Origin of the sequence: Streptomyces sp. TLI_171 (genome assembly GCF_003610255.1) — a bacterium.
Classification (GTDB): domain Bacteria; phylum Actinomycetota; class Actinomycetes; order Streptomycetales; family Streptomycetaceae; genus Kitasatospora.
Window position 1 is genome coordinate 4,411,226 of the sequence record NZ_RAPS01000001.1, and the last position, 24,645, is coordinate 4,435,870.

Genomic DNA, 24,645 nt, shown 5'->3' on the forward strand with positions numbered 1-24,645 from the left:
GCGCTTGCTCGCCGCCTTTCGCGTGCGAGAGGGTGGCGGCCCCACCTCTCTGTCCCGTCCGACGCCGCACGGGCCCCCGTCGAGCCTTCCGGGAGCCGTGCCATGGCCGTGCTGTCCATCGATGCCCGTCCGCGACCGCTGCGGGACCTGCCGCTGCTGGCGGTGGCGGTGGTGTGGGGCTCCAGCTTCCTGGTGGTGAAGCGGGTCGCCGAGCCGGACACCGTGGTGGCGGTGCTGGCGCTGCGGTTCGGGCTGGTGCTGCCGCTGCTGGGAGCGGTGGTCGGGCGGCGGCTGCGCGGGCTGACGGCGGCGCAGTGGGGCGGCGGGGCGCTGCTCGGACTGGTGCTGGGCGCGATCTTCCTGCTGGAGACGTACGGGGCGGTGCACACCTCGGCGACCAACGCCGGGCTGGTGATCAGCCTGACCATGGTGTTCACCCCGCTCGCGGAGGCCGCGCTGCGCCGGGTCGCGCCCTCGGCGGCGTTCCTCGGGGCGGCGGGCCTGTCGGTGCTGGGCGTGGCGCTGCTGACCGGTGACGGCGGCCTGCGGGCCCCTTCGGGAGGCGACCTGCTGGTGCTGGGCGCGGCCGGGGTGCGGACGGTCAACGTGCTCGCCAGCGCCCGGCTGCGGTCGGTCCGCGGGGTGGACGCGCTCGCCCTGACCTGGGTCCAACTGGCTTTCGCCACCGTGGTGTTCGTGGTCGCGGCGCCGTTCGCCGGCCCCTCGCCGCTGGCCGTCGCGGCCTCGTTCGATGCGCAGCGCTGGGCGCTGCTGCTGTACCTCTCGCTGTTCTGCACGCTGTTCGCGTTCTTCGTCCAGCTCTGGGCGGTGCGGGCCACTTCGCCGTCCCGGGTGAGCCTGCTGCTGGGCACCGAGCCGCTCTGGGCGGCGGTCTTCGGCATCGCGCTGGCCGGCGACCGACCCGGTCTGCTCGCCCTGTCGGGGGCGGTGGCGGTGCTGGCGGGCACCGAGTGGGGCCGGCGTCGGGCGCCCCTCCTTGAGAGCTTGTGAACGAAGGGTCAAGCGGGTGCGCCGACGGGTCCACCGGCCGGGTGAGATCCGATATCACGTAAACCGGATCACTCCGAAATTTGCTTGATCAGCTGCAGAATTGATATGGGCCGTGGCCGAACGGCGGGCGTTCTGCGACGGATTGCGACTGTCTGTGGTCAAGTGCCTGCTGAGGGTGGATCGGTACTGATCGATCCCGTTCCGTCCGGCTTCGTCGGGTGGCGAAGATCACAAAGATCATCGGGAACTGCGTGTCGCAGATCACAAGCCGACGGGCATAGGATGCGCTCCAACCTGGCTTTGTGAACTGCCTCACATGGAGCCGGATCTCACGAAGTGGATCATCGGTTCACCCCTGGTGACCTGGTGGTTCCGATCTGCAGTCAAGGACGACTGGACGGAGGGAGCGGGGCTATGAATGCCTACGCGCCGATCCTCGTACTCGGTGCCATCGCGGCGGCGTTCGCGGTCGGCTCCGTCGTGATGGCCTCGCTCACCGGCCCGAAGCGCTACAACCGGGCCAAGTTGGAGGCGTACGAGTGCGGCATCGAACCGACCCCGCAGCCGGTGGGCGGCGGTCGGTTCCCGATCAAGTACTACCTGACGGCGATGCTGTTCATCGTCTTCGACATCGAGATCGTCTTCCTCTACCCGTGGGCGGTCAGCTTCGACGCCCTGGGGATCTTCGGGCTGGTCGAGATGCTCGTGTTCATCGCCACCGTGTTCGTCGCCTACGCCTACGTCTGGCGTCGCGGCGGCCTGGAGTGGGACTGACAACACCCGGCCGCCGTTTGTGAACGGGCGGACAAGCCACCGGACTCGAGGGCATTGAGAGGGAACTGATGGGTATCGAGGAGAAGCTGCCGAGCGGCTTTCTGCTCACCAGCGTGGAGGCCGCCGCGGGCTGGGTGCGGAAGGCGTCGCTCTTCCCGGCCACCTTCGGTCTGGCCTGCTGCGCGATCGAGATGATGACCACCGGCGCGGGCCGCTACGACCTGGCCCGGTTCGGCATGGAGGTCTTCCGCGGCTCGCCGCGGCAGGCCGACCTGATGATCGTGGCCGGCCGGGTCAGCCAGAAGATGGCGCCGGTGCTGCGGCAGGTCTACGACCAGATGCCGAACCCGAAGTGGGTCATCTCGATGGGCGTGTGCGCGTCCTCCGGCGGCATGTTCAACAACTACGCGATCGTCCAGGGCGTCGACCACATCGTGCCGGTGGACATCTACCTGCCGGGCTGCCCGCCCCGCCCGGAGATGCTGATGGACGCGATCCTGAAGCTGCACGAGAAGATCCAGCACGAGAAGCTCGGCGTGAACCGCCGCCGGGCCGAGGAGGAGGCCGAGCGCCTCGCGCTGCAGGCCACCCCGACCAGCGAGATGCGGGGGCTGCTGCGATGACGGACCCTCAGAAGCCCGAAGTCCCGGCCACCAGGCGGGAGATCCCGGTCGAGGTGGTCGGCGCCCGGCAGGGCATGTTCGGCGCCGGCGGCACCGGCGACACCTCCGGCTTCGGCGGCCTGAACGCCCCGATCGTGCTGCCCGGCCCGAGCGAGCGCCCGTACGGCGGCTACTTCGACGAGGTGGCCGACGAGTTCGAGGGCGCGCTGGAGGAACAGGGCCTCGACCCGGCCGAGGTGATCGGGAAGACCGTCGTCGACCGCGGCGAGCTGACCTTCCACATCGAGCGCGAGCACCTGCTGAACTCGGTGCGCATCCTGCGCGACGACCCCGCGCTGCGGTTCGAGCTCTGCCTCGGCGTCAGCGGCGTGCACTACCCGGGCGACAAGGGCCGGGAGCTGCACGCGGTCTACCACCTGCGCTCGATCACCCACACCCGGCTGATCCGGCTGGAGGTGACCGCGCCGGACGCGGACCCGCGGATCCCGTCGGTGGTGAGCGTCTACCCGACCAACGACTGGCACGAGCGGGAGACCTACGACTTCTTCGGCCTGGTCTTCGAGGGCCACCCGGCGCTCACCCGGATCATGATGCCGGACGACTGGCTGGGGCACCCGCAGCGCAAGGACTACCCGCTCGGCGGCATCCCCGTCGAGTACAAGGGCGCCCAGATCCCGGCTCCCGACCAGCGGAGGTCGTACAGCTGATGAGCAGCACCCACTACGAAGCAGGGTCCCGGGAGACCACCGAGGGACGGGTGTTCACCGTCACCGGCGGCGACTGGGGCGAGGTCGCGGAGGCCGTGGCGGGCGCCGACGACGAGCGGATCATCGTCAACATGGGCCCGCAGCACCCGTCCACCCACGGCGTGCTGCGGCTGATCCTGGAGATCGACGGCGAGACGGTCACCGAGGCCCGCTGCGGCATCGGCTACCTGCACACCGGCATCGAGAAGAACATGGAGTTCCGCTCCTGGGTGCAGGGCACCACGTTCGTGACGCGGATGGACTACCTCACCCCGCTGTACAACGAGACCGCCTACTGCCTGGCCGTCGAGAAGCTCCTCGGGATCACCGCCGATGTGCCCGAACGGGCCACCGTGATCCGGGTGCTGATGATGGAGCTGAACCGGATCTCCTCGCACCTGGTGGCGCTGGCCACCGGCGGCATGGAGATCGGCTCCACCACCCTGATGATCTACGGCTTCCGGGACCGCGAGGTCGTCCTCGACATCTTCGAGCTGGTCACCGGCCTGCGGATGAACCACGCGTACGTCCGCCCCGGCGGCCTGGCCCAGGACCTGCCGCCCGGCGCGGTCGACAGGATCCGCGAGGGCGTGAAGCTGCTCCGCGGCCGGATGCACGAGTACGACAAACTCGCCACCGACAACCCGGTGTTCAAGGCCCGGCTGGTCGACGTCGGCTTCCTCGACCTGCCCGGCTGCCTGGCCCTCGGCGCCACCGGCCCGATCCTGCGGGCCACCGGGCTGCCGCACGACCTGCGCAAGTCCGAGCCGTACTGCGGGTACGAGAACTACGAGTTCGACGTGGCGGTGGCCGACACCGCCGACTCCTACGGGCGGTTCCTGATCCGCCTGGAGGAGATGAAGCAGTCGCTGCGGATCGTCGAGCAGTGCCTGGACCGGCTGAAGCCCGGACCGGTGATGGTGGCCGACAAGAAGATCGCCTGGCCGTCCCAGCTGGCCGTCGGCCCGGACGGCATGGGCAACTCGCTGGACCACATCCGGAAGATCATGGGCACCTCGATGGAGGCCCTGATCCACCACTTCAAGCTGGTCACCGAGGGCTTCCACGTTCCGGTCGGGCAGGCGTACGCCGCGGTGGAGTCGCCCAAGGGCGAACTCGGCGTGCACGTGGTCAGCGACGGCGGCACCCGGCCCTACCGGGTGCACTTCCGCGACCCGTCGTTCACCAACCTGCAGACGATGGCCGCGATGTGCGAGGGCGCCCCGCTGGCCGACGTGATCGTGTCGGTGGCCGGGATCGACCCGGTGATGGGAGGCGTGGACCGGTGAGCAGCACAGAACTCGGCCTGCCGGCGCTGCCGGCCAAGCCCTACCCGCCGGAGGTCGAGCAGCGACTGGCCGCCGACGCGGCCGAACTGATCGCCCGTTACCCGCAGTCCCGCTCGGCGCTGCTGCCGCTGCTGCACCTGGTGCAGGCCGAGGACGGCTGCGTCACGCCGACCGGGATCCGGTTCTGCGCCGAGCAGTTGGACCTGACCACGGCCGAGGTGACCGCAGTCGCGACCTTCTACACGATGTACCGGCGGCGCCCGGCCGGCGAGTACCACGTCGGCGTCTGCACCAACACGCTGTGCGCGGTGCTCGGCGGCGACCAGATCTTCGACGAGCTCTCCGAGCACCTCGGGATCGTCAACAACCGCACCACCGAGGACGGTTCGGTCTCGATCGAGCGGATCGAGTGCAACGCGGCCTGCGACTACGCGCCCGTGGTGATGGTCAACTGGGAGTTCTTCGACAACCAGACCCCGGACAGCGCCAAGCAGCTGGTCGACCAGCTGCGGGCCGGCCAGGAGGTCCGGCCGACCCGCGGCGCCAAGCTCTGCTCGTTCAAGGAGACCTCGCGGATCCTGGCGGGCTTCCCCGACGAGCGCCCCGGCGCCAACGACGAGTCCGGGGCCGGCGGCGCCCCCTCGCTGGCCGGCCTGCGGTTGGCCAAGGGCGAGGCGCTGCCCGGCACTCCGGGCGCCAAGGTGGTCTCCCCCCGGCACGAAGGGACGGAAGCGTGATGACCTCCGCCGAGCCGGCCGAGAAGCTGCTCTCCCCGGTCCTCTCCGCGTCCTGGGACGACCACCGCCCCTGGACCCTCGACACCTACCGCCGGCACGGCGGCTACGACGGCCTGCGCGCCGCCCTCGCGATGGCCCCGGACGACGTGATCGCCCTGGTCAAGGACGCGGGCCTGCGCGGGCGCGGCGGCGCCGGCTTCCCGACCGGGATGAAGTGGCAGTTCATCCCGCAGAACGACGGCAAGCCGCACTACCTGGTGGTCAACGCCGACGAGTCCGAACCGGGCACCTGCAAGGACATCCCGCTGCTGTTCGCCAACCCGCACTCGCTGATCGAGGGCATGATCATCGCCTCGTACGCGATCCGCTGCGAGCACGCCTTCATCTACCTGCGCGGCGAGGTCGTGCCGGTGCTGCGCCGCCTGCAGGCCGCGGTCGCCGAGGCCTACGCGGCCGGGCTGCTCGGCCAGGACGTCCAGGGCTCCGGCATCAACCTGGACATCACCGTGCACGCCGGCGCGGGCGCCTACATCTGCGGCGAGGAGACGGCGCTGCTGGACTCGCTGGAGGGCCGCCGCGGCCAGCCCCGGCTGCGGCCGCCGTTCCCGGCGATCGCCGGCCTGTACGCCTGCCCGACGGTGGTGAACAACGTCGAGTCGATCGCCTCGGTGCCGCCGATCCTGGCCCGCGGCAAGGACTGGTTCAAGTCGCTGGGCACCGAGAAGTCGCCCGGCTTCACGCTGTACTCGCTGTCCGGGCACGTCACCAACCCCGGCCAGTACGAGGCCCCGCTCGGCGTCACGCTCCGTCAGCTGCTGGACATCTCCGGCGGCGTCCGGGCCGGGCACCGGATCAAGTTCTGGACCCCGGGCGGCTCCTCCACGCCGATGTTCACCGAGGAGCACCTCGACGTCCCGCTGGACTACGAGGGCGTCGGCGCGGCCGGCTCGATGCTCGGCACCAAGGCCCTGCAGGTGTTCGACGAGACCACCTGCGTGGTGCGGGCCGTCACCCGGTGGACCGAGTTCTACGCCCACGAGTCCTGCGGCAAGTGCACCCCCTGCCGCGAGGGCACCTACTGGCTGGTCCAGCTGCTCAAGCGGATCGAGGCCGGCCAGGGCGTCGCGGGCGACCTGGAGAAGCTGCTGGACATCGCCGACAACATCAACGGCAAGTCCTTCTGCGCGCTGGGCGACGGCGCCGCCAGCCCGATCGTCTCCTCGCTGCAGCACTTCCGCGCCGAGTACGAGCAGCACGTCAACGAGCACCGCTGCCCGTTCGACCCGGCGGCCTCCACCGTCTGGGCCGACCGGGCCTCCGTCCACGAGTCCGCCACCGAGAGGGAGGTGCACGCGTGACGGTCACGGAGCCTTCCACCCAGACCGAGCTGGTCACGCTCACCATCGACGGCGTCGAGGTCAGCGTCCCCAAGGGCACGCTGGTGATCCGCGCCGCCGAGCAGATCGGCACCCAGATCCCGCGCTTCTGCGACCACCCGCTGCTCGACCCCGCCGGGGCGTGCCGCCAGTGCATCGTGGAGGTCGAGGGACAGCGCAAGCCGGTCGCCTCCTGCACCATCCCGGTCGCCGAGGGCATGGTGGTCCGCACCCAGCTGTCCTCGGCGGTCGCCGAGAAGGCGCAGCGCGGCGTGATGGAACTGCTGCTGATCAACCACCCGCTGGACTGCCCGGTCTGCGACAAGGGCGGCGAGTGCCCGCTGCAGAACCAGGCGATGTCCACCGGTGACACCGACTCCCGGTTCGAGGGCGTCAAGCGGACGTACGAGAAGCCGATCCCGCTCTCCACCCAGGTGCTGCTGGACCGCGAGCGGTGCGTGCTGTGCGCGCGCTGCACCCGGTTCTCCCAGCAGATCGCCGGCGACCCGTTCATCGACCTGGTGGAGCGCGGCGCGCTGCAGCAGGTCGGCACCGGCGTCGACCAGCCGCTGGACTCGTACTTCTCCGGCAACACCATCCAGATCTGCCCGGTCGGCGCGCTCACCTCCGCCGCCTACCGGTTCCGCTCCCGCCCGTTCGACCTGGTGTCCTCCCCGTCGGTGTGCGAGCACTGCTCGGCGGGCTGCGGGCAGCGCACCGACCACCGGCGCGGCAAGGTGATGCGGCGACTGGCCGGCAACGAGCCGGAGGTCAACGAGGAGTGGAACTGCGACAAGGGCCGGTTCGCGTTCCGCTACGCCCAGCAGCGCGACCGGTTCACCTCGCCGATGGTCCGTCAGGACGGCGAACTGGTCGCGGTCTCCTGGCCGGAGGCGCTCGCCCGGGTCGCCGAGGGGCTGCGCGGCGCGCGCGCCGCGGTGCTCGCGGGCGGCCGGGTCACCGTCGAGGACGCCTACGCGTACGGCAAGTTCGCCCGGGTCGCGCTCGGCACCAACGACGTCGACTTCCGCTCCCGCCCGCACAGCGGCGAGGAGGCCGACTTCCTGGCCGCCGCGGTCGCCGGGCACGGGGTCGACCTGGACGGCGCGGGCGTGACCTACCGTCAGCTCGAAGCCGCCCCGGCAGTGCTGCTGGTCGGCCTGGAGGCCGAGGAGGAGGCGCCGATCGTCTTCCTGCGGCTGCGCAAGGCCAACCGGGCGTCCGGGCTGCGGGTGTTCTCGATCGCCTCGCACGCCTCCCGCGGCCTGGCCAAGCTGCGCGGCGCGCTGCTGCCCGCCGCGCCCGGCACCGAGGCCGAGTGGCTCGGCGCGCTGGCCGGCGACGAGGTGCTCGCCGACGACGCCGGCCGCTGCGCGGACGCGCTGCGCTCCCCGGGCGCGGTGATCCTGGTCGGCGAGCGGCTCGCGCAGACCGCCGGAGGCCTGACCGCCGCGCTCCGCCTGGCGCACGCCAGCGGCGCGAAGCTCGCCTGGGTGCCGCGCCGGGCCGGTGAACGCGGCGCCGTCGAGGCCGGCGCGCTGCCCGGGCTGCTGCCCGGCGGCCGGGCCGTCGCGGTGCCGGCCGCCCGTGCCGAGGCCGCCACCCACTGGGGCGTCGCCGAACTCCCGGCCCGCCCTGGCCGCGACACCGGCCGGATCCTGGCCGCCGCGGCCCAGGGCGAGCTGGACGCGCTGGTGGTCGGCGGTGTCGGCGCGGAGGACCTGCCCGACCCGGCGCTCGCCGAGCAGGCCCTGGACCGCGCCGGGTTCGTGCTCTCGCTGGAGCTGCGCCCGTCCGCGGTCACCGCGCACGCCGATGTGGTGCTGCCGGTCGCCGCGGTCGCCGAGAAGGCCGGCACCTTCCTGGACTGGGAGGGCCGGGTCCGGATGTTCGAACCGGCGCTCAAGCCCGACCAGATGATGGGACGTCACCTGCACTCCGACGTCCGGGTGCTGAACATGGTGGCGGACGCGCTGGACCGGCCGATCGGCCTGCCCGACGTCCGCGCGGCCCGGCTGGAGCTGGACCGCTTCACCCCCTGGCAGGGCGACCGCCCGGCCGCTCCCGCCGCCCACCCCGACGCGCTGCCCCGCCCGGTCTCCGGGCAGGCGGTGCTCGCCGGGCACCGGATGCTGCTCGACCAGGGCTCGCTGCAGGACGGCGACACCCACCTGGCCGGCACCCGGCACGCCGCGGTGGCCCGGCTGTCCGCCGCCACCGCCGCCGAGATCGGCGCGGAGAAGGCGCTGCGGGTCACCGGCCCGGCCGGCTCGCTGACCCTGCCGCTGGAGATCACCGAGGCGATGCCGGACCGCACGGTCTGGCTGCCCCTCAACTCGACGCCGGACGGCGGCGCGTACCGCGCGCTCGGCACCACGGTCGGCCACCTGGTCACCATCGCCCCGGCGGAGGAATCATGAGCCCCCTCGCTGTCGCCCCGCTGGCGGCCGCCGACACGCTCGGCTTCTTCGGCCGCGACCCGTGGTGGCTGGTGCTGCTGAAGGCGGTGTTCTGCTTCGCCTTCCTGGTGCTGACGGTGCTGATCGCGATCGTCTGGGAGCGCAAGGTCGTCGCCTGGATGCAGCTGCGGATCGGCCCGAACCGGCACGGACCCTGGGGTCTGCTGCAGTCGCTGGCCGACGGCGTGAAGCTGGCGCTCAAGGAAGACCTGGTCGTCAAGAACGCCGACAAGGTGGTCTACGTCCTGGCGCCGATCGTCTCGGCGATCCCCGCGTTCATGGCGTTCGCGGTGATCCCGTTCGGCCCGGCCGACAACGAGGTGTCGATCTTCGGCACCCGCACCCCGCTGCAGCTCACCGACCTGCCGATCGCCCTGCTGTACATCCTGGCCACCGCCTCGGTGGGCATCTACGGCATCGTGCTGGCCGGCTGGTCCTCCGGCTCCACCTACCCGCTGCTGGGCGGCATCCGCTCCTCCGCGCAGATGATCAGCTACGAGATCGCGATGGGCCTGTCCTTCGCGGCGGTGTTCATCTACTCCGGCTCGATGTCCACCTCGGAGATCGTCTCCTCGCAGCAGCCGACCTGGTTCGCGGTGCTGCTGCCGGTGTCCTTCATCGTCTACATCATCGCGATGGTCGGCGAGACCAACCGTGCCCCGTTCGACCTCCCGGAGGCCGAGGGCGAGCTGGTCGGCGGCTTCAACACCGAGTACTCCTCGCTGAAGTTCGCGATGTTCATGCTGGCCGAGTACGTCAACATGGTCACCGTCTCCGCCGTCGCCTCCACCCTGTTCCTCGGCGGCTGGCGCGCCCCGTGGCCGGTCTCCACCTTCTGGGAGGGCGCGAACCACGGCTGGTGGCCGATGCTGTGGATCGTCCTGAAGATCCAGCTGCTGCTGTTCTTCTTCATCTGGCTGCGCGGCACGCTGCCCCGGCTGCGCTACGACCAGTTCATGAAGCTCGGCTGGAAGATCCTGATCCCGGTCTCGCTGGTGTGGCTGGTGATGGTGGCCACCGTGCGGGCACTGCGCAACGAGGGCTACGACTTCGCCAAGGTGGTGCTGTACGTGGGCGCCCCGCTGGCGGCGATCCTGCTGATCGCCCTGGTCGCCGACCTGCTCCGGAAGAAGCCCGCCGAGCAGCCGGAGGCCGAGCCCGCCTTCGACCCGATGGCCGGCGGCTACCCGGTGCCGCCGCTGCCCGGCCAGGAACTGCCGCCCGTCCCGCGCCGCCGTAGCCGGACCCCGCAACTCCAGGAAGCCCTCAACGGGGCCGACCATTCCGAAGGGAGCTGAGCCGCGTATGTCTGATGACTCTTCGGAGAAGTCGGTCCTCGGGCCGGCCGCCGGCTTCGGCGTGACCTTCAAGGCCATGTTCAAGAAGCGGCTCACCGAGCAGTACCCGGAGTACAAGAAGCCCACCGCTCCGCGCTTCCACGGCCGCCACCAGCTGAACCGGCACCCCGACGGCCTGGAGAAGTGCGTCGGCTGCGAGCTGTGCGCCTGGGCCTGCCCCGCCGACGCCATCTACGTGGAGGGCGCCGACAACCAGGACGAGGAGCGCTACTCGCCCGGTGAGCGCTACGGCGCGGTCTACCAGATCAACTACGCCCGCTGCATCCTGTGCGGCCTGTGCGTGGAGGCCTGCCCGACCCGGGCGCTCACCATGACCAACGAGTACGAGCTGGCCGACTCCACCCGGCAGGACCTGATCTTCACCAAGGAGCAGCTGCTGGTCGGGCTGACCGAGGGCATGGTCGACTCGCCGCACGCGATCTTCCCCGGCGCCGACGAGGGCGCCTACTACCGGGGCGAGATCACCGGCGCGGCGCCCGGCACCGTGCAGCAGGAGCGGCACGACCGCGAGAAGGAGGAGCAGTCATGACCTCCACCGGCGAGGCCGTGCAGTTCTGGGTGCTGGCCGTGATCGCGGTCGGCGGCGCGCTCGGCATGCTGCTGATGAAGAAGGCGGTGCACTCGGCGCTCTGCCTGGCCGCCACCATGATCGCCCTGGCGGTCTGCTACATGGCGCAGGGCGCGGTGTTCCTGGGCGTGGTGCAGATCGTGGTCTACACCGGCGCGATCATGATGCTGTTCCTGTTCGTGGTGATGCTGGTCGGCGTCTCCTCGGCGGACTCGTTGAAGGAGCAGCTGAAGGGCCAGCGGATCGCCGCGGTGCTCTGCGGGCTGGGCTTCGGCGTGCTGCTGGTCGCCGGCCTGGCGAACGCGCACCTGAGCCACTTCACCGGCCTGTCCGAGGCGAACGCCGAGGGCAACGTGCAGGGCCTGGCCCGGCTGATCTTCACCAAGTACGTGTGGGCCTTCGAGGTGACCGGCGCACTGCTGATCACCGCGGCGGTCGGCGCGATGGTGCTGACCCACCGCGAGAAGGTCCGGCCGCCGCTGACCCAGCGTCAGCTGGCCGCCCGGCGCGTCAAGGACAACATCCAGGTGCCGCCGCTGCCCGCCCCCGGCGTGTACGCCCGGCACAACGCGGTGGACATCCCGGCGCTGCTGCCCGACGGCACCGTCGCCGAGGACTCGGTGATGGGCACCCTGCGCGAGCGCGGCCAGATCCGCGACGTCAGCCAGGAGATGCTGCAGCGGATGGCCGAGCTGGAGGAGACCACCGCCGACTGGCTGGGCCGTCCGTCCTCCGCCCGCCCGCCGGTGGCCGCGCCCCGGCAGGCCCTGGAGACCGTGCCGACCAAGGAGGAGGCGGAGTGAACCCGGTCAACTACCTGTACCTCGCCGGGCTGCTGTTCACCATCGGCGCCTCCGGGGTGCTGATCCGGCGCAACGCGATCGTGCTGTTCATGTGCGTGGAGCTGATGCTGAACGCCTCGAACCTGGCGCTGGTCACCTTCTCCCGGATGCACGGCAACCTGGACGGTCAGATCATCGCGTTCTTCACGATGGTGGTCGCGGCGGCCGAGGTCGTGGTCGGCCTCGCCATCATCGTCTCCATCTTCCGGACCAGGCACTCCGCTTCGGTCGACGACAGCAACCTGATGAAGCTGTAGGCGGAGGGCCCCTCAGTGAACTCTCTCATTCCGCTGCTGGTCGCGGCGCCGCTGGCCGGCGCTGCCCTGCTGCTGCTCGGCGGACGGGCCCTGGACCGGTTCGGGCACTGGATCGCGACCCTGCTGGCCGCGCTGTCCTTCGCCTTCGGCCTGGCCCTGTTCGCGGACATGCTCGGTCGGGACACCGAGCACCGCGCCGTCACCGAGTACCTGTACAGCTGGATCCCGGTGGACGGCTTCCAGGCCGACGTCGCCTTCCAGCTCGACCAACTGTCCATCACCTTCGTCCTGCTGATCACCGGCGTCGGCACCCTGATCCACCTGTACTCGGTGGGCTACATGGCCCACGACGAGCGCCGCCGCCGCTTCTTCGGCTACCTGAACCTGTTCCTGGCCGCCATGCTGGTGCTGGTGCTCGCCGACAACTACCTGCTGCTGTACGTCGGCTGGGAGGGCGTCGGCCTGGCGTCCTACCTGCTGATCGGGTTCTGGCAGCACAAGCCGAGCGCCGCGACGGCCGCCAAGAAGGCGTTCATCGTCAACCGGGTCGGCGACATGGGCCTGTCCATCGCGATCATGCTGATGTTCGTCGAGTTCGGCTCCTTCGCCTTCCAGCCGGTGTTCGCCACGGCGGGCGACGCGAGCGAGGGCAAGCTCACCGCGATCGGCCTGATGCTGCTGCTCGCGGCCTGCGGCAAGTCCGCCCAGGTGCCGCTGCAGTCCTGGCTGGGCGACGCGATGGAGGGCCCGACCCCGGTCTCCGCGCTGATCCACGCGGCCACCATGGTGACCGCCGGCGTCTACCTGATCGTCCGGTCCGGGGCGATCTTCAACCTGGCCCCGGACGCGCAGACCGCCGTGGTGGTGGTCGGCGCGGTGACGCTGCTGTTCGGTGCGATCGTCGGTTGCGCCAAGGACGACATCAAGAAGGCGCTGGCCGGCTCGACCATGTCGCAGATCGGCTACATGATCCTGGCGGCCGGCCTCGGCCCGATCGGCTACGTCTTCGCGATCATGCACCTGGTGACCCACGGCTTCTTCAAGGCCGGGCTGTTCCTCGGCGCCGGGTCGGTCATGCACGGCATGAACGACGAGGTGAACATGCGTCACTACGGCGGCCTGCGCAAGTACATGCCGGCCACCTTCTGGACGTTCATGGCCGGCTACCTGGCGATCATCGGCTTCCCGCTGCTGTCCGGCTTCTGGTCGAAGGACAAGATCATCGACGCGGCGTTCGCCAAGGGCGGCACCGAGGGCTGGATCCTCGGCCTGTGCACCCTGCTCGGCGCCGCGATCACCGCCTTCTACATGACCCGGGTGGTGCTGCTCACCTTCTTCGGCGAGAAGCGCTGGCAGCCGGACGAGCACGGCCACGAGCCGCACCCGCACGAGTCCCCGCGGAGCATGACCGTCCCGATGATCGTGCTGGCCTTCGGCTCGGTGTTCGCCGGCGGCCTGTTCACCTGGAAGAGCTCCTTCCTGAACTGGCTGGAGCCGGTCACCGGCCACGCCGAGGGCGACTCGCCGCTGAACTCGCTCACCATCAGCGCCGTCGCCACCCTCTGCCTGGTGGCCGGCGCGGGCCTGGCGTACCTGATGTACGGCCGCAGCCCCGTCCCGGTGCAGGCGCCGGTCGGCTCCCCGCTCACCCGGGCCGCCCGCCGCGACCTGCTCCAGGACGACTTCAACCACGCCGTCCTGGTCCGGCCCGGCACCGCGCTGGCCGCCACCCTGGTCTGGTTCGACAGCCGGGGCCTGGACGGCTTCGTCAACGGCCTGGCCGCCGCGATCGGCGGAATCTCCGGCCGGCTGCGCCGGATCCAGACCGGCTACGTCCGCACGTACGCGCTCTCCATGTTCGGCGGCACGCTGGTGCTGGTCGCCTCCACTCTCCTGATGAGGTCGGTCTGATGAGCTACCTCCTCTCCGCCACCTGTGCCGTCCCGGCCGTCGGAGCGGTGCTCACCGCCGCTCTGCCGGCCGGCACCAGCGAGGCCCGGCGGCGCACCACCAAGACCGTGGCGCTGGCGGTCTCCGCCGTCACCCTCGGCCTGGCCGCCGCGGTCGCCGCCTCCTTCGAACCCGGCGGCGCCCGCTACCAGTTGACCGAGTCCTACTCCTGGATCCGGTCCTTCGGGATCAACTTCTCGCTGGGCGCGGACGGCATCGGCACCGCCCTGGTGCTGCTCACCGCCGTGCTCGTCCCGCTGGTGATGCTGGCCGGCTGGCACGACGCCACGGGACCCGTCAGCGGCTCCGCCGCGGGGGCCGCGCCCGAGGGCTCCTTCGAGTCCAAGCGGCGCACCCAGGGCTTCTTCGCGCTGATCCTGGCCGTCGAGGCGATGGTGCTGGTGTCCTTCCTGGCCACCGACGTCTTCGTCTTCTACGTGTTCTTCGAAGCCATGCTGATCCCGATGTACTTCCTGATCGGCGGCTTCGGCGACAAGGCCGGCGGCCCCGACTCGGCGAGCCAGCGCTCCTACGCGGCCGTCAAGTTCCTGCTGTACAACCTGCTCGGCGGCCTGGTCATGCTGGCCGCCGTGATCGGCCTGTACGTGGTGGCCGCCGACCAGGGCCAGGCGACCTTCAGCCTGACCGCGCTGACCGACGCGATCTCCTCCGGCAAGCTGGTGATCGACCCGAACGCGCAGCGCGCGCTGTTCCTCGGCTTCTTCTTCGCGTTCGCGGTGAAGGCCCCGATGTGGCCGCTGCACACCTGGCTGCCGAACGCGATGGGCGAGTCCACCGCCGGAACGGCCGTCCTGATCACGGCCGTGGTCGACAAGGTCGGCACCTTCGCGATGCTGCGGTTCTGCCTCGGCCTGTTCCCGGACGCGTCGAAGACCTTCGCCCCGGTGATCATGGTGCTGGCGCTGATCGGCATCGTGTACGGCGCGCTGGTCGCCATCGGCCAGAAGGACATCAAGCGGCTGGTCGCCTACGCGTCCATCTCGCACTTCGGCTTCATCATCCTGGGCATCTTCGCGATGACCAGCCAGGGCCAGTCCGGCGCCACCCTCTACATGGTCAACCACGGCATCTCCACCGCCGCGTGGATGCTGGTGGCCGGCTTCCTGATCTCCCGCCGCGGCTCCCGCCTGATCGCCGACTACGGCGGCGTGCAGAAGGTCGCCCCGGTGCTGGCCGGCACCTTCCTGATCGGCGGCCTGGCCACCCTCTCGCTGCCCGGCATGGCCCCGTTCGTCAGCGAGTTCCTGGTCCTGGTCGGCACGTTCAGCCGCTACCCGGTGATCGGCGTCATCGCCACCTTCGGCATCGTGCTGGCCGCGCTGTACGCCCTGCTGCTGTACCAGCGCACCATGACCGGCCCGGTGAAGGCCCCCGTCGAGGGCATGCCCGACCTGAAGGTCCGTGAACTCGCCGTCGTCGCCCCGCTGGTGGCCCTGACCCTGCTGCTCGGCGTCTACCCGCAGCCGCTCACCAGGATGGTGAACCCGGCCGTGAACGACACCCTCAGCCAGGTCCACCGCACCGACCCCGCGCCGGCCCACCCGGCCGCCGCCACCAACGGAGGTGAGCAGAAGTGATCTCCACCCACGTGCTGGCCGCCGCCGGCGGCAACAGCGCGAGCATCCCCGCCCCGCACATCGAGTACGGCCAGCTCTCGCCGATGCTCGTGGTGTTCGGCGCCGCCCTGGTCGGCGTCCTGATCGAGGCGTTCCTGCCGCGGCGGCTGCGCGCCACCGCCCAGCTCGGCGCCTCGCTGCTGGGCCTGGGCGGCGCGTTCGCCGCCGTGGTGGTGCTCGCCGCCCAGGGCCACGCCACCACCAAGGCCGGGCTGCTCGCGATGGGCGCCGTCGCCATCGACGGCCCCGCGCTGTTCCTGCAGGGCGTCATCCTGCTGACCGCCGTCCTCGCCGTCCTCACCTACGCCGAGGGCCGGCTGGAGCCGCGCATCAACGGCCACCGGGTCGACGCGTTCGCCGCGCAGGCCGCCGCCGTCCCCGGCGGCGAGCAGGAGCGCGAGGCCACCCGCGAGGGCCTGCGCACCACCGAGATCTACCCGCTCACCCTGTTCGCGGTCGGCGGCATGCTGCTGTTCCCCGCCGCGAACGACCTGCTGACCATGTTCGTCGCGCTGGAGGTCCTCTCCCTCCCGCTGTACCTGATGTGCGCGATCGCCCGGCGCCGCCGCCTGCTCTCCCAGGAGGCCGCGGTCAAGTACTTCCTGCTCGGCGCGTTCGCCTCGGCGTTCTTCCTGTTCGGCACCGCGCTGATCTACGGGTACGCGGGCTCGGTCCAGCTCGGCGAGATCGCCGACGTGGTCTCCGGCGTCGCCCCGGTCACCCCGGCGCTCGCCGTCACCACCCAGAACGACGCGCTGCTGCTGATCGGCCTCGCCATGCTGGCCGTCGGCCTGCTGTTCAAGGTCGGCGCCGTCCCGTTCCACTCCTGGACCCCGGACGTCTACCAGGGCGCCCCGACGCCGGTCACCGGGTTCATGGCGGCCGCCACCAAGACCGCGGCGTTCGGCGCCTTCCTGCGGCTGTTCTACGTCGCCTTCCCCGGCCTGCGCTGGGACTGGCGGCCCGTCCTGTGGGGCGTGGCCATCCTCACCATGGTGGTCGGCGCGGTCCTCGCCGTCACCCAGCAGGACGTGAAGCGGCTTCTCGCCTACTCCTCGGTCGCGCACGCCGGCTTCATCCTGACCGGCCTGATCGCCACCGACCGGCGCGGCGTCTCGGCCGTCCTCTTCTACCTGCTCGCGTACTCCTTCGTTACCCTCGGCGCGTTCGCCGTGGTCACCCTGGTGCGCGACTCCAAGGGCGAGGCCACCCACCTGTCCAACTGGGCCGGGCTGGGCCGCCGTTCACCGCTGCTCGCGGCGGTGTTCGCGCTCTTCCTGCTGGCCTTCGCGGGCATTCCGCTGACCTCCGGCTTCACCGGCAAGTTCGCGGTCTTCCAGGCCGCCGCCGAGGGCGGGGCCACCCCGCTGGTGATCGTCGGTGTGCTGTCCTCGGCGGTCGCCGCGTTCTTCTACATCCGGGTCATCGTGCTGATGTTCTTCTCCGACCCGCAGCCCTCCGGCCCCGCCGTGGCCGTGCCCAGCCCGCTCACCGCCACCGCCATCGGCGTCGGCGTGCTGGTCACCCTCGGCCTCGGCCTGCTCCCGCAGTACTTCCTCGACCTGGCCACCAAGGCCTCGCTGTTCGTCCGCTGACGTTCTTCTCCCAGGTCCGGCCCCCGCCAGCACCCGGCGGGGGCCGGACGCGTACGGGGCACCTTCCGCCACCAGCGGAGAGAGGCCCATGCCCGTGCAGTGATCCACTCCGGACCGGATACGCTGCCTTGTATGTGCATCGGCGGGGCTGAGGGACCGGGCCCGCTGGATCGACCAGGGACAGGAGTGGTCAGCGTGACCGTCGTGGGGCCCTTCGGGCTGAGCGTGCAGGACCACGATCTGACCCGTGACGTCCAGGCCGGGATGGAGGCCGTGGAGGCCGCCCTGATCGAGGCCGTCAAGAGCGACGTGCCGTTCATCACGGTGACCGCCAGCCACCTCATCGAGGCCGGGGGGAAGCGGTTCAGGCCGCTGCTGGTGATGCTCGCCGCCCAGTTCGGCGACCCGTCCGCACCCGGCGTGGTGCCCTCCGCGGTGGTGGTCGAACTGACCCACCTCGCGACGCTGTACCACGACGACGTGATGGACGAGGCCCCCGTGCGCCGCGGCGCGCCCAGCGCCAACAGCCGCTGGGACAACTCGGTCGCCATCCTCACCGGCGACTTCCTCTTCTCCCGCGCCTCCCAGGTGCTCTCCGACCTCGGCCCCGAAGCCGTCCGGATCCAGTCCGACGCCTTCGAACGGCTCGTCACCGGCCAGATCCTGGAGACCGCGGGCCCGCGGCCCGAGGACGACCCGCTGCGCCACTACCTGGACGTGCTGTCCGGCAAGACCGGCTCGCTGATCGCCGTCTCCTGCCGGTTCGGCTCGCTGATGGCCGGCGCCGAACCGTGGGTCGTCGAACTGCTCACCCAGTACGGCGAGCGGATCGGCACCGCGTTCCAACTCGCCGACGACGTCCTCGACATCGCCTCCGACGGCTCCGAGTCCGGCAAGACCCCCGGCACCGACCTGCGCGAGGGCGTGCCCACCCTGCCGGTGCTGCTGCTCCGTCAGATGCCGGTCGACCCGGCCGATCCCGAGGACGTCCGCCTGCGCGAACTCCTCGACACCGACCTCGCGACCGACGACGACGCCCACGCCGAGGCCCTGCGCCTGCTGCGCCGGCACCCGGCGCTGGAGCGGGCCCGCCGCGAGACGCTGCGCTACGCCGAGGAGGCCCGCGCCCTGCTGGACCCGCTCCCGGCCTGCTCCGCCAAGGCGGCCCTCCAGGAGCTCTGCGACACGGTGGCCATCCGCACCATGTAGGCCGCCGGAACGCGCCGCTTCCCGTTGTCCTCCGCGCGCTAGGGTGCCCCTATGTTGCGCGTGGTGATCGCCGAGGATTCCGTGCTGCTCCGGGAGGGGCTGACACGGTTGCTGACGGACCGGGGGATGGAGGTCGTGGCGGGGGTCGGGGACGGGGACGCGCTCGTCCGGACGATCGACGAGCTGCATGGCGCGGGCGCCCTGCCCGACGTGGTGGTGGCGGACGTCCGGATGCCGCCGACGCACACCGACGAGGGCGTGCGGGCGTGCGTGGAGCTGCGCGGCCGGTACCCGCAGGTGGGCGTGCTGGTGCTGTCGCAGCACGTCGAGGAGCAGTACGCGGGGGAGCTGCTGGCGGGCTCGACGCGGGGCGTCGGGTACCTGCTGAAGGACCGGGTCGCCGAGGTGCGGGAGTTCGTGGACGCGGTGTCGCGGGTCGCGCAGGGCGGCACGGCACTGGACCCGGAGGTGGTCCAGCAGCTGTTGAGCCGCAGCCGGCAGGTCGACACGCTGGCGAACCTGACGCCGCGCGAGCGCGAGGTGCTGGGCCTGATGGCGGAGGGCCGGACGAACGCGGCGATCGCCAAGCAGCTGGTGGTGTCGGACGGCGCGGTGGAGAAGCACGTGTCGAACATCTTCCAGAAGCTGGGCCTCGGGCAGAGCCCGGAGGATCACCGGCGGGTCCTGGCGGTGCTGGCCTACCTGGGGTCCTGAGCTCGGAGACCCGCCGGGACGGTCTGTGCGAGTTCCCTTCCAGTCGTGCTCTGCCCGCTTAGGATTCCCTTGGTGCGCCAGGCGGACGGGGCACACGGCTCACGCCCGCTGCTGGTTCCCCTTCGAGGAGGTCCGCGGCAGTGACCAGTCAGGTCGATCAGTCAGAGGCAGTGGACGGCTCGGACGGCGAGCGCCGGACGGGTCCGGCCTCGCCCCGGTCGGGCCCGCAGGGCGGGTCCGGCCGGGCGGCCAAGCCGATCCGGCGGCTGGACCGGGTGATCATCCGGTTCGCAGGCGACTCGGGCGACGGTATGCAGCTCACCGGCGACCGGTTCACCTCGGAGACGGCCGCGTTCGGCAACGACCTGTCCACGCTGCCGAACTTCCCGGCCGAGATCCGGGCCCCCGCAGGCACCCTGCCGGGCGTGTCGAGCTTCCAGCTGCACTTCGCGGACCACGACATCCTCACCCCGGGCGACGCGCCGGACGTGCTGGTGGCGATGAACCCCGCGGCGCTGAAGGCGAACCTCCCGGACCTGCCGGCCGGCGCGGAGATCATCGTCAACACCGACGAGTTCACCAAGCGGGCGCTGGCGAAGGTCGGCTGGTCGGCGGACCCGCTGACCGACGGCTCGCTGGAGTCGTTCCGGCTGCACCCGGTGCCGCTGACCACGCTGACCCTGGAGGCGCTGAAGGACAGCGGCCTGGCGCGCAAGGACGCCGAACGGGCGAAGAACATGTTCGCGCTCGGCCTGCTGTCCTGGATGTACCACCGGCCCACCCACGGCACCGAGCTGTTCCTGCGTCAGAAGTTCGCCAAGAAGCCGGAGATCGCGGAGGCCAACGTCGCCGCGTTCCGCGCGGGCTGGAACTTCGGCGAGACCACCGAGGACTTCGCGGTCTCCTACGAGATCCCGCCGGCCAAGCTGCCCGCGGGCACCTACCGGAACATCTCCGGCAACCTGGCGCTGGCCTACGGCCTGGTCGCGGCGGGGGAGCGGTCGGGGCTGCCGGTGTTCCTCGGCTCGTACCCGATCACCCCGGCGTCGGACATCCTGCACGAGCTGTCCAGGCACAAGAACTTCGGCGTGCGGTCGTTCCAGGCGGAGGACGAGATCGCCGGCATCGGCGCGGCGCTCGGCGCGGCGTTCGGCGGCGCGCTGGGCGTGACCACCACCTCCGGCCCGGGCGTGGCGCTGAAGTCGGAGACGATCGGCCTGGCGGTGTCGCTGGAGCTGCCGCTGCTGGTGATCGACATCCAGCGCGGCGGCCCGTCCACCGGCCTGCCCACCAAGACCGAGCAGGCGGACCTGCTGCAGGCGATGTTCGGCCGCAACGGCGAGGCCCCGGTGCCGGTCGTGGCGCCCGCGACGCCCGCCGAGTGCTTCGACGCGGCGCTGGACGCGGCCCGGATCGCGCTGACCTACCGCACCCCGGTGTTCCTGCTGTCGGACGGCTACCTGGCCAACGGCTCCGAGCCGTGGAAGATCCCGACGGTCGACGAACTCCCGGACCTTCGGGTGGAGTTCGCCACCGAGCCGAACGGCGCGGACGGCTCCTTCCGCCCGTACCAGCGCGACCCGCACACCCTGGCCCGCCCGTGGGCGGTGCCCGGCACGCCCGGCCTGGAGCACCGGATCGGCGGCATCGAGAAGCAGGACGGCACCGGCAACATCTCGTACGACCCCGCCAACCACGACTTCATGGTGCGCACCCGGCAGGCCAAGATCGACGGCATCGAGGTGCCGGACGTCGAGGTGGACGACCCGAGCGGGGACGCCAAGGTGCTGGTGCTCGGCTGGGGCTCCACCTACGGCCCGATCGCCGCCGCGGTGCGCCGGGTGCGGGCGGACGGCGGCCTGATCGCCCAGGCCCACCTGCGCCACCTCAACCCGTTCCCGGCCAACCTCGGCGCGGTGCTGGGCCGCTACCAGCGGGTGATCGTCCCCGAGATGAACCTCGGACAGCTCGCCCTGCTGCTGCGCGCCAAGTACCTCGTCGACGCCCAGTCCTACAACCAGGTGCGCGGCCTGCCGTTCAAGGCCGCCCAGCTCGCCGACGTGCTGCACGCGGCGATCGGCGCCATCGAGGCGGAGGAGACCCGATGACCGACTTCCCCGCGCTGCGGCTCGTCCCCAAGGCGGACGCCCCGCAGTCCGCGAAGGACTTCAAGACCGACCAGGAAGTGCGCTGGTGCCCGGGCTGCGGCGACTACGCCGTCCTGGCCGCCGTCCAGTCCTTCATGCCCGAGCTGGGCATCCGGCGGGAGAACACCGTCTTCGTCTCCGGCATCGGCTGCTCCTCGCGCTTCCCGTACTACATGAACACCTACGGGATGCACTCGATCCACGGCCGCGCCCCGGCGATCGCCACCGGCCTGGCGGCGTCCCGCCCGGACCTGTCGGTGTGGGTGGTGACGGGTGACGGCGACGCGCTGTCGATCGGCGGCAACCACCTGATCCACGCGCTGCGCCGGAACGTCAACCTGAAGATCCTGCTGTTCAACAACCGGATCTACGGGCTGACGAAGGGTCAGTACTCGCCGACCAGCGAGCTCGGCAAGATCACCAAGTCCACCCCGATGGGCTCGCTGGACGCCCCGTTCAACCCGCTGTCGCTGGCGATCGGCGCCGAGGCCACCTTCGTGGCCCGCACCATCGACTCCGACCGGCAGCACCTGCAGTCCGTGCTGCGGGCCGCCGCCCAGCACGAGGGCACCGCGCTGGTGGAGATCTACCAGAACTGCAACATCTTCAACGACGGCGCGTTCGAGATCCTCAAGGAGCCCGGCACCCGCGACGAGGCGCTGATCCGCCTGGAGCACGGGCAGCCGGTGCTGGTCGGGGCGGACCGGCACGTGGTCCGCGACGCCGACGGCGAACTGCGGATCGCCCCCCGCGGCGAGGGCACCGCCCTGGTCCACGACGCCCACGCGGCCGGCTCCACCACCGCCTTCGCGCTGACCAGGCTGGCCGACGCCGACACCCTGCACCACACGCCGATCGGCGTGCTGCGGGACGTCTCCCGGCCGGTCTACGACACCTTGATGGCCGACCAGCTGGCGCAGGCCGAGCAGCAGAAGGGCCGCGGCGACCTGGCCGCCCTGCTGACCGGCCAGAGCACCTGGACGGTGAACGCCTAGCCCCTCCTGTCAGCAGTCAAACCGCACTTTGTGGATGACAGCTTCGCCCGCGTACCGCTACCTTTCGGTTGACCATGTCGGTACGCGGGTGAAGGGCAGGCCATGGCGGACGGTTCGCGGGAGGCCAGGGTCGGGCTCTGGAACGGGTTCGCGGCGTACGGGATGTGGGGCCTGTTCCCGCTGTTCTGGCCGCTGCTGGAACCCGCCGGAGCTGTGGACATCCTGGCCAACCGGATGGTGTGGTCGCTGGTCGCCGTCGCCGCGATGCTGCTGGTCCGCCGCCGCTGGGGGTGGATCCGCCCGCTGCTGCGCCAGCCCCGCCGGCTCGCGCTGCTGGCGCTGGCCGCCGCCACCGTCTCGGTGAACTGGGGCGTCTACATCTGGGGCGTGAACTCCGGCCACGTGGTGGAGACCAGCCTCGGCTACTTCATCAACCCGCTGGTGACCATCGCCTTCGGCGTGCTGGTGCTGCGCGAGCGGCTGCGCACCCCGCAGTGGGCCGCGGTCGGCATCGGCGCCGCGGCCGTCGCCGTGCTGACGGTCGCCTACGGCCGGCTGCCGTGGATCGCGCTGACCCTGGCCTTCAGCTTCGCCACCTACGGCCTGATCAAGAAGAAGGTCGGGCTGGGCGGCGCGGAGAGCCTCGCGGTGGAGAGCGCCGTGATGTTCCCGTTCGCGCTCGCCTTCCTGATCTGGCTCGGGGCCACCGGCCGGGGCAGCCTGGGCCACTACGGCTGGGGGCACACCGCGCTGCTGATGGTCAGCGGGGTGATCACCGCGGTGCCGCTGATGTGCTTCGGCGCGGCCGCGCTCCGGGTGCCGCTCACCACCCTCGGGCTGCTGCAGTACCTGGCGCCGGTGTTCCAGTTCTCGATCGGCGTGCTGGTCTTCCACGAGTCGATGCAGCCGGCCCGCTGGGCGGGCTTCGCCCTGGTCTGGGTGGCCCTGGTGGTGCTCAGCGCGGACGCGCTGCGCCGGGTGCAGGCGGAGCGCCGGCGGACCCCCGTGCTGGAGACCGTCGCCGGCTGACCGTCGTCAGACCCGGGCCAGCTCGCGGGCCAGCCGCGCGCTGTCCCGGTGCACGGTGAACGCGGCGGCGGCGGCCAGCGCCACCGCCCTGCGCCGGGACCCGAGCAGGCCGCCGTGGGTCAGCGAGTCCAGCGGCCGGTGCCCGCGCCACTCGTCCAGCGACCACCGGGCGTACGGGCCGAACAGGGCCCGGGCGGGCTCCGGCAGGTCGATCCGGGCCGGGACGGCTCCGCGCGCCCCGTTCAGCGCCAGCTGGCCCTCCAGGCTCGCGCAGAGCTCCAGCCAGGCCAGCGCCGCCGGGCGGTGCCGGGCGCCGCGGGGGAGGGCGAACACGTCCGCCCGGGACTGGAACAGCCCGTCGGTGCCGGGCGCGGCCGCCCACCGGTAGTCGACGTCCGGGCGCAGGCCCAGACCGGTCCGCAGCCAGCCCTCCACCCAGTCGCCGGTGATCAGGTAACCGGCCTGGCCGCTGCCGAGCTGCCGGGCGGCGTCCGTCCAGTCGGCGTCGGGAGCGGGCGGCTCGGCCAGCTCCAGCAGGGCGTCCAGGGTGCGCAGCGCGCCGGTGGTGGCCGAGCCCTGCCACGGGCCGCCGGGCCGCCAGAGCGCGGCGAACGCGTCCGGGCCGTGCGCGGCCAGCAGGACGGTCTCCGCCAGGTGCAGCACCTCGACCGGGCCGCCGACGGCCAGCGGGGTGCGGCCGGTGGCGGCGACCCGCCGCAGCTGGGCGATCAGCGCGCCGGTGTCCCGCGGAGCGTGCCCGGCCCCGGCCTCGGCGAGCAGCTGCGGGTTCGACCACAGCAGGTTGGTCCGCCGCACGCCCGCCGGGACGGCGTACAGCGCGCTGCCGACCCGCAGCCCGGGCAGCAGCCGGGCGGGCAGACCGGCCGCCGGGCCGGATCTTCGGAACAGCGCGTCCAGCGGCTCCAGGTGCGCGGCCAGCTCGGTCAGTTCGGCGCCGCCGGAACACCGGAAGCTGTCCGGCGGCGAGCCCGCGGCCAGCCGCGCCGAGAGGTCCCCGCCGGCCGGGTTGGAGCCGTCGCCGGCCACGAAGGTGACGTCCGGGGCACGGCCCTTGAGCGCCGCCAGCAGCGCCTGCAGCCCGTTCTGCTCCGGGCCGGACGTCCAGCCCGTCGCCACCTCCAGCAGCCCCGCCGGACCGGACCCCGAACTGGCCTCCGCCGACCCGTACCGGGCCAGCGCGGTGGCGCAGGCGGCCGCCACTGCGCCCAGCAGGACTCCACGGCGGCTGATCGGCACGGCACTCCCAGCGGACGGGTCGAACGGGCGGGCGGGCGAACAATGGACGAACGGTCCGGGGCGGCCCACCAT

At 71.7% G+C, this 24,645-nt stretch carries 21 protein-coding genes; 20 read left to right on the top strand and 1 reads right to left on the bottom strand.

Features of this window, described 5'->3' with window-relative positions; all coding sequences use genetic code 11:
* The first annotated feature begins 102 nt into the window (after nt 1-102).
* From BX266_RS20240 to rarD, 20 genes are all read left to right on the top strand, one after another.
* Nucleotides 103-1,011 (top strand): DMT family transporter, encoded by a 909-nt coding sequence (locus BX266_RS20240; protein WP_099901791.1) that lies wholly within the window; start codon nt 103-105, stop codon nt 1,009-1,011.
* Nucleotides 1,012-1,425: 414 nt separating this feature from the next.
* Nucleotides 1,426-1,785 carry an NADH-quinone oxidoreductase subunit A gene (locus BX266_RS20245; protein WP_099901793.1) on the top strand — a complete coding sequence of 120 codons (360 nt, stop codon included), beginning with the start codon at nt 1,426-1,428 and terminating at the stop codon, nt 1,783-1,785.
* 68 nt (nt 1,786-1,853) lie between these two features.
* Nucleotides 1,854-2,408 (top strand): NADH-quinone oxidoreductase subunit B family protein, encoded by a 555-nt coding sequence (locus BX266_RS20250; protein ID WP_099901794.1) that lies wholly within the window; start codon nt 1,854-1,856, stop codon nt 2,406-2,408.
* Complete coding sequence (locus BX266_RS20255) at nt 2,405-3,115, top strand: NADH-quinone oxidoreductase subunit C (RefSeq protein WP_099901796.1); 711 nt, start codon at nt 2,405-2,407, stop codon at nt 3,113-3,115. The genes BX266_RS20250 and BX266_RS20255 overlap by 4 nt, the downstream gene beginning before the upstream one ends.
* Complete coding sequence (locus tag BX266_RS20260) at nt 3,115-4,443, top strand: NADH-quinone oxidoreductase subunit D (RefSeq protein WP_099901797.1); 1,329 nt, start codon at nt 3,115-3,117, stop codon at nt 4,441-4,443. Before BX266_RS20255 ends, BX266_RS20260 begins: the two co-directional genes overlap by 1 nt.
* A 17-nt stretch (nt 4,444-4,460) precedes the next feature.
* Nucleotides 4,461-5,180 (top strand): NADH-quinone oxidoreductase subunit NuoE, encoded by a 720-nt coding sequence (nuoE, locus tag BX266_RS20265; protein WP_099908098.1) that lies wholly within the window; start codon nt 4,461-4,463, stop codon nt 5,178-5,180.
* On the top strand, nt 5,180-6,538 hold the full coding sequence (gene nuoF, locus BX266_RS20270) for an NADH-quinone oxidoreductase subunit NuoF (protein WP_099901799.1): 1,359 nt from the start codon (nt 5,180-5,182) through the stop codon (nt 6,536-6,538). Before nuoE ends, nuoF begins: the two co-directional genes overlap by 1 nt.
* Nucleotides 6,535-8,976 (top strand): NADH-quinone oxidoreductase subunit G, encoded by a 2,442-nt coding sequence (locus tag BX266_RS20275; protein WP_099901800.1) that lies wholly within the window; start codon nt 6,535-6,537, stop codon nt 8,974-8,976. Before nuoF ends, BX266_RS20275 begins: the two co-directional genes overlap by 4 nt.
* Complete coding sequence (nuoH, locus tag BX266_RS20280) at nt 8,973-10,313, top strand: NADH-quinone oxidoreductase subunit NuoH (protein WP_099901802.1); 1,341 nt, start codon at nt 8,973-8,975, stop codon at nt 10,311-10,313. Before BX266_RS20275 ends, nuoH begins: the two co-directional genes overlap by 4 nt.
* Nucleotides 10,314-10,320: 7 nt before the next feature.
* A complete protein-coding gene (gene nuoI, locus BX266_RS20285) occupies nt 10,321-10,902 on the top strand; it encodes an NADH-quinone oxidoreductase subunit NuoI (RefSeq protein ID WP_099901803.1) in 582 nt (193 codons plus the stop codon).
* Nucleotides 10,899-11,744: an NADH-quinone oxidoreductase subunit J gene (locus BX266_RS20290; protein WP_099901805.1), complete on the top strand. Its 846-nt coding sequence runs from the start codon at nt 10,899-10,901 to the stop codon at nt 11,742-11,744. The genes nuoI and BX266_RS20290 overlap by 4 nt, the downstream gene beginning before the upstream one ends.
* Nucleotides 11,741-12,040 carry an NADH-quinone oxidoreductase subunit NuoK gene (gene nuoK / locus BX266_RS20295; protein WP_099901806.1) on the top strand — a complete coding sequence of 100 codons (300 nt, stop codon included), beginning with the start codon at nt 11,741-11,743 and terminating at the stop codon, nt 12,038-12,040. The genes BX266_RS20290 and nuoK overlap by 4 nt, the downstream gene beginning before the upstream one ends.
* Nucleotides 12,041-12,055: 15 nt before the next feature.
* Complete coding sequence (gene nuoL / locus BX266_RS20300; RefSeq protein WP_099901808.1) at nt 12,056-13,951, top strand: NADH-quinone oxidoreductase subunit L; 1,896 nt, start codon at nt 12,056-12,058, stop codon at nt 13,949-13,951.
* The gene (locus BX266_RS20305; RefSeq protein ID WP_099901810.1) at nt 13,951-15,588 is read left to right on the top strand and encodes an NADH-quinone oxidoreductase subunit M; all 1,638 of its coding nucleotides are present in this window, start codon (nt 13,951-13,953) and stop codon (nt 15,586-15,588) included. The genes nuoL and BX266_RS20305 overlap by 1 nt, the downstream gene beginning before the upstream one ends.
* A complete protein-coding gene (gene nuoN, locus BX266_RS20310; protein ID WP_099901811.1) occupies nt 15,585-17,222 on the top strand; it encodes an NADH-quinone oxidoreductase subunit NuoN in 1,638 nt (545 codons plus the stop codon). Before BX266_RS20305 ends, nuoN begins: the two co-directional genes overlap by 4 nt.
* A gap of 195 nt (nt 17,223-17,417) precedes the next feature.
* The gene (locus tag BX266_RS20315; protein WP_099901813.1) at nt 17,418-18,431 is read left to right on the top strand and encodes a polyprenyl synthetase family protein; all 1,014 of its coding nucleotides are present in this window, start codon (nt 17,418-17,420) and stop codon (nt 18,429-18,431) included.
* Nucleotides 18,432-18,482: 51 nt separating this feature from the next.
* Nucleotides 18,483-19,145, top strand: a complete 663-nt coding sequence (locus BX266_RS20320; RefSeq protein ID WP_310794795.1) for a response regulator transcription factor — start codon at nt 18,483-18,485, stop codon at nt 19,143-19,145.
* A gap of 140 nt (nt 19,146-19,285) precedes the next feature.
* On the top strand, nt 19,286-21,253 hold the full coding sequence (locus tag BX266_RS20325; protein WP_099901815.1) for a 2-oxoacid:acceptor oxidoreductase subunit alpha: 1,968 nt from the start codon (nt 19,286-19,288) through the stop codon (nt 21,251-21,253).
* Nucleotides 21,250-22,287 carry a 2-oxoacid:ferredoxin oxidoreductase subunit beta gene (locus BX266_RS20330; protein ID WP_099901816.1) on the top strand — a complete coding sequence of 346 codons (1,038 nt, stop codon included), beginning with the start codon at nt 21,250-21,252 and terminating at the stop codon, nt 22,285-22,287. Before BX266_RS20325 ends, BX266_RS20330 begins: the two co-directional genes overlap by 4 nt.
* A 102-nt stretch (nt 22,288-22,389) precedes the next feature.
* Complete coding sequence (gene rarD / locus BX266_RS20335) at nt 22,390-23,316, top strand: EamA family transporter RarD (RefSeq protein ID WP_099901818.1); 927 nt, start codon at nt 22,390-22,392, stop codon at nt 23,314-23,316.
* A 6-nt stretch (nt 23,317-23,322) separates the two neighbouring features.
* Here the strand turns inward: rarD and BX266_RS20340 are convergent, their stop codons facing one another.
* Nucleotides 23,323-24,573 carry an ABC transporter substrate-binding protein gene (locus tag BX266_RS20340; RefSeq protein ID WP_180290547.1) on the bottom strand — a complete coding sequence of 417 codons (1,251 nt, stop codon included), beginning with the start codon at nt 24,571-24,573 and terminating at the stop codon, nt 23,323-23,325.
* Nucleotides 24,574-24,645: the final 72 nt, after the last annotated feature.

Bases quoted from the DNA above. Each gene is read 5' to 3' on its own strand.
- BX266_RS20240 (WP_099901791.1), top strand. From the start codon at position 103: ATGGCCGTGCTGTCCATCGATGCCCGTCCGCGACCGCTGCGGGACCTG.
- BX266_RS20245 (WP_099901793.1), top strand. From the start codon at position 1,426: ATGAATGCCTACGCGCCGATCCTCGTACTCGGTGCCATCGCGGCGGCG.
- BX266_RS20250 (WP_099901794.1), top strand. From the start codon at position 1,854: ATGGGTATCGAGGAGAAGCTGCCGAGCGGCTTTCTGCTCACCAGCGTG.
- BX266_RS20255 (WP_099901796.1), top strand. From the start codon at position 2,405: ATGACGGACCCTCAGAAGCCCGAAGTCCCGGCCACCAGGCGGGAGATC.
- BX266_RS20260 (WP_099901797.1), top strand. From the start codon at position 3,115: ATGAGCAGCACCCACTACGAAGCAGGGTCCCGGGAGACCACCGAGGGA.
- nuoF (WP_099901799.1), top strand. From the start codon at position 5,180: ATGACCTCCGCCGAGCCGGCCGAGAAGCTGCTCTCCCCGGTCCTCTCC.
- nuoH (WP_099901802.1), top strand. From the start codon at position 8,973: ATGAGCCCCCTCGCTGTCGCCCCGCTGGCGGCCGCCGACACGCTCGGC.
- nuoI (WP_099901803.1), top strand. From the start codon at position 10,321: ATGTCTGATGACTCTTCGGAGAAGTCGGTCCTCGGGCCGGCCGCCGGC.
- BX266_RS20290 (WP_099901805.1), top strand. From the start codon at position 10,899: ATGACCTCCACCGGCGAGGCCGTGCAGTTCTGGGTGCTGGCCGTGATC.
- BX266_RS20305 (WP_099901810.1), top strand. From the start codon at position 13,951: ATGAGCTACCTCCTCTCCGCCACCTGTGCCGTCCCGGCCGTCGGAGCG.
- BX266_RS20320 (WP_310794795.1), top strand. From the start codon at position 18,483: ATGTTGCGCGTGGTGATCGCCGAGGATTCCGTGCTGCTCCGGGAGGGG.
- BX266_RS20330 (WP_099901816.1), top strand. From the start codon at position 21,250: ATGACCGACTTCCCCGCGCTGCGGCTCGTCCCCAAGGCGGACGCCCCG.
- rarD (WP_099901818.1), top strand. From the start codon at position 22,390: ATGGCGGACGGTTCGCGGGAGGCCAGGGTCGGGCTCTGGAACGGGTTC.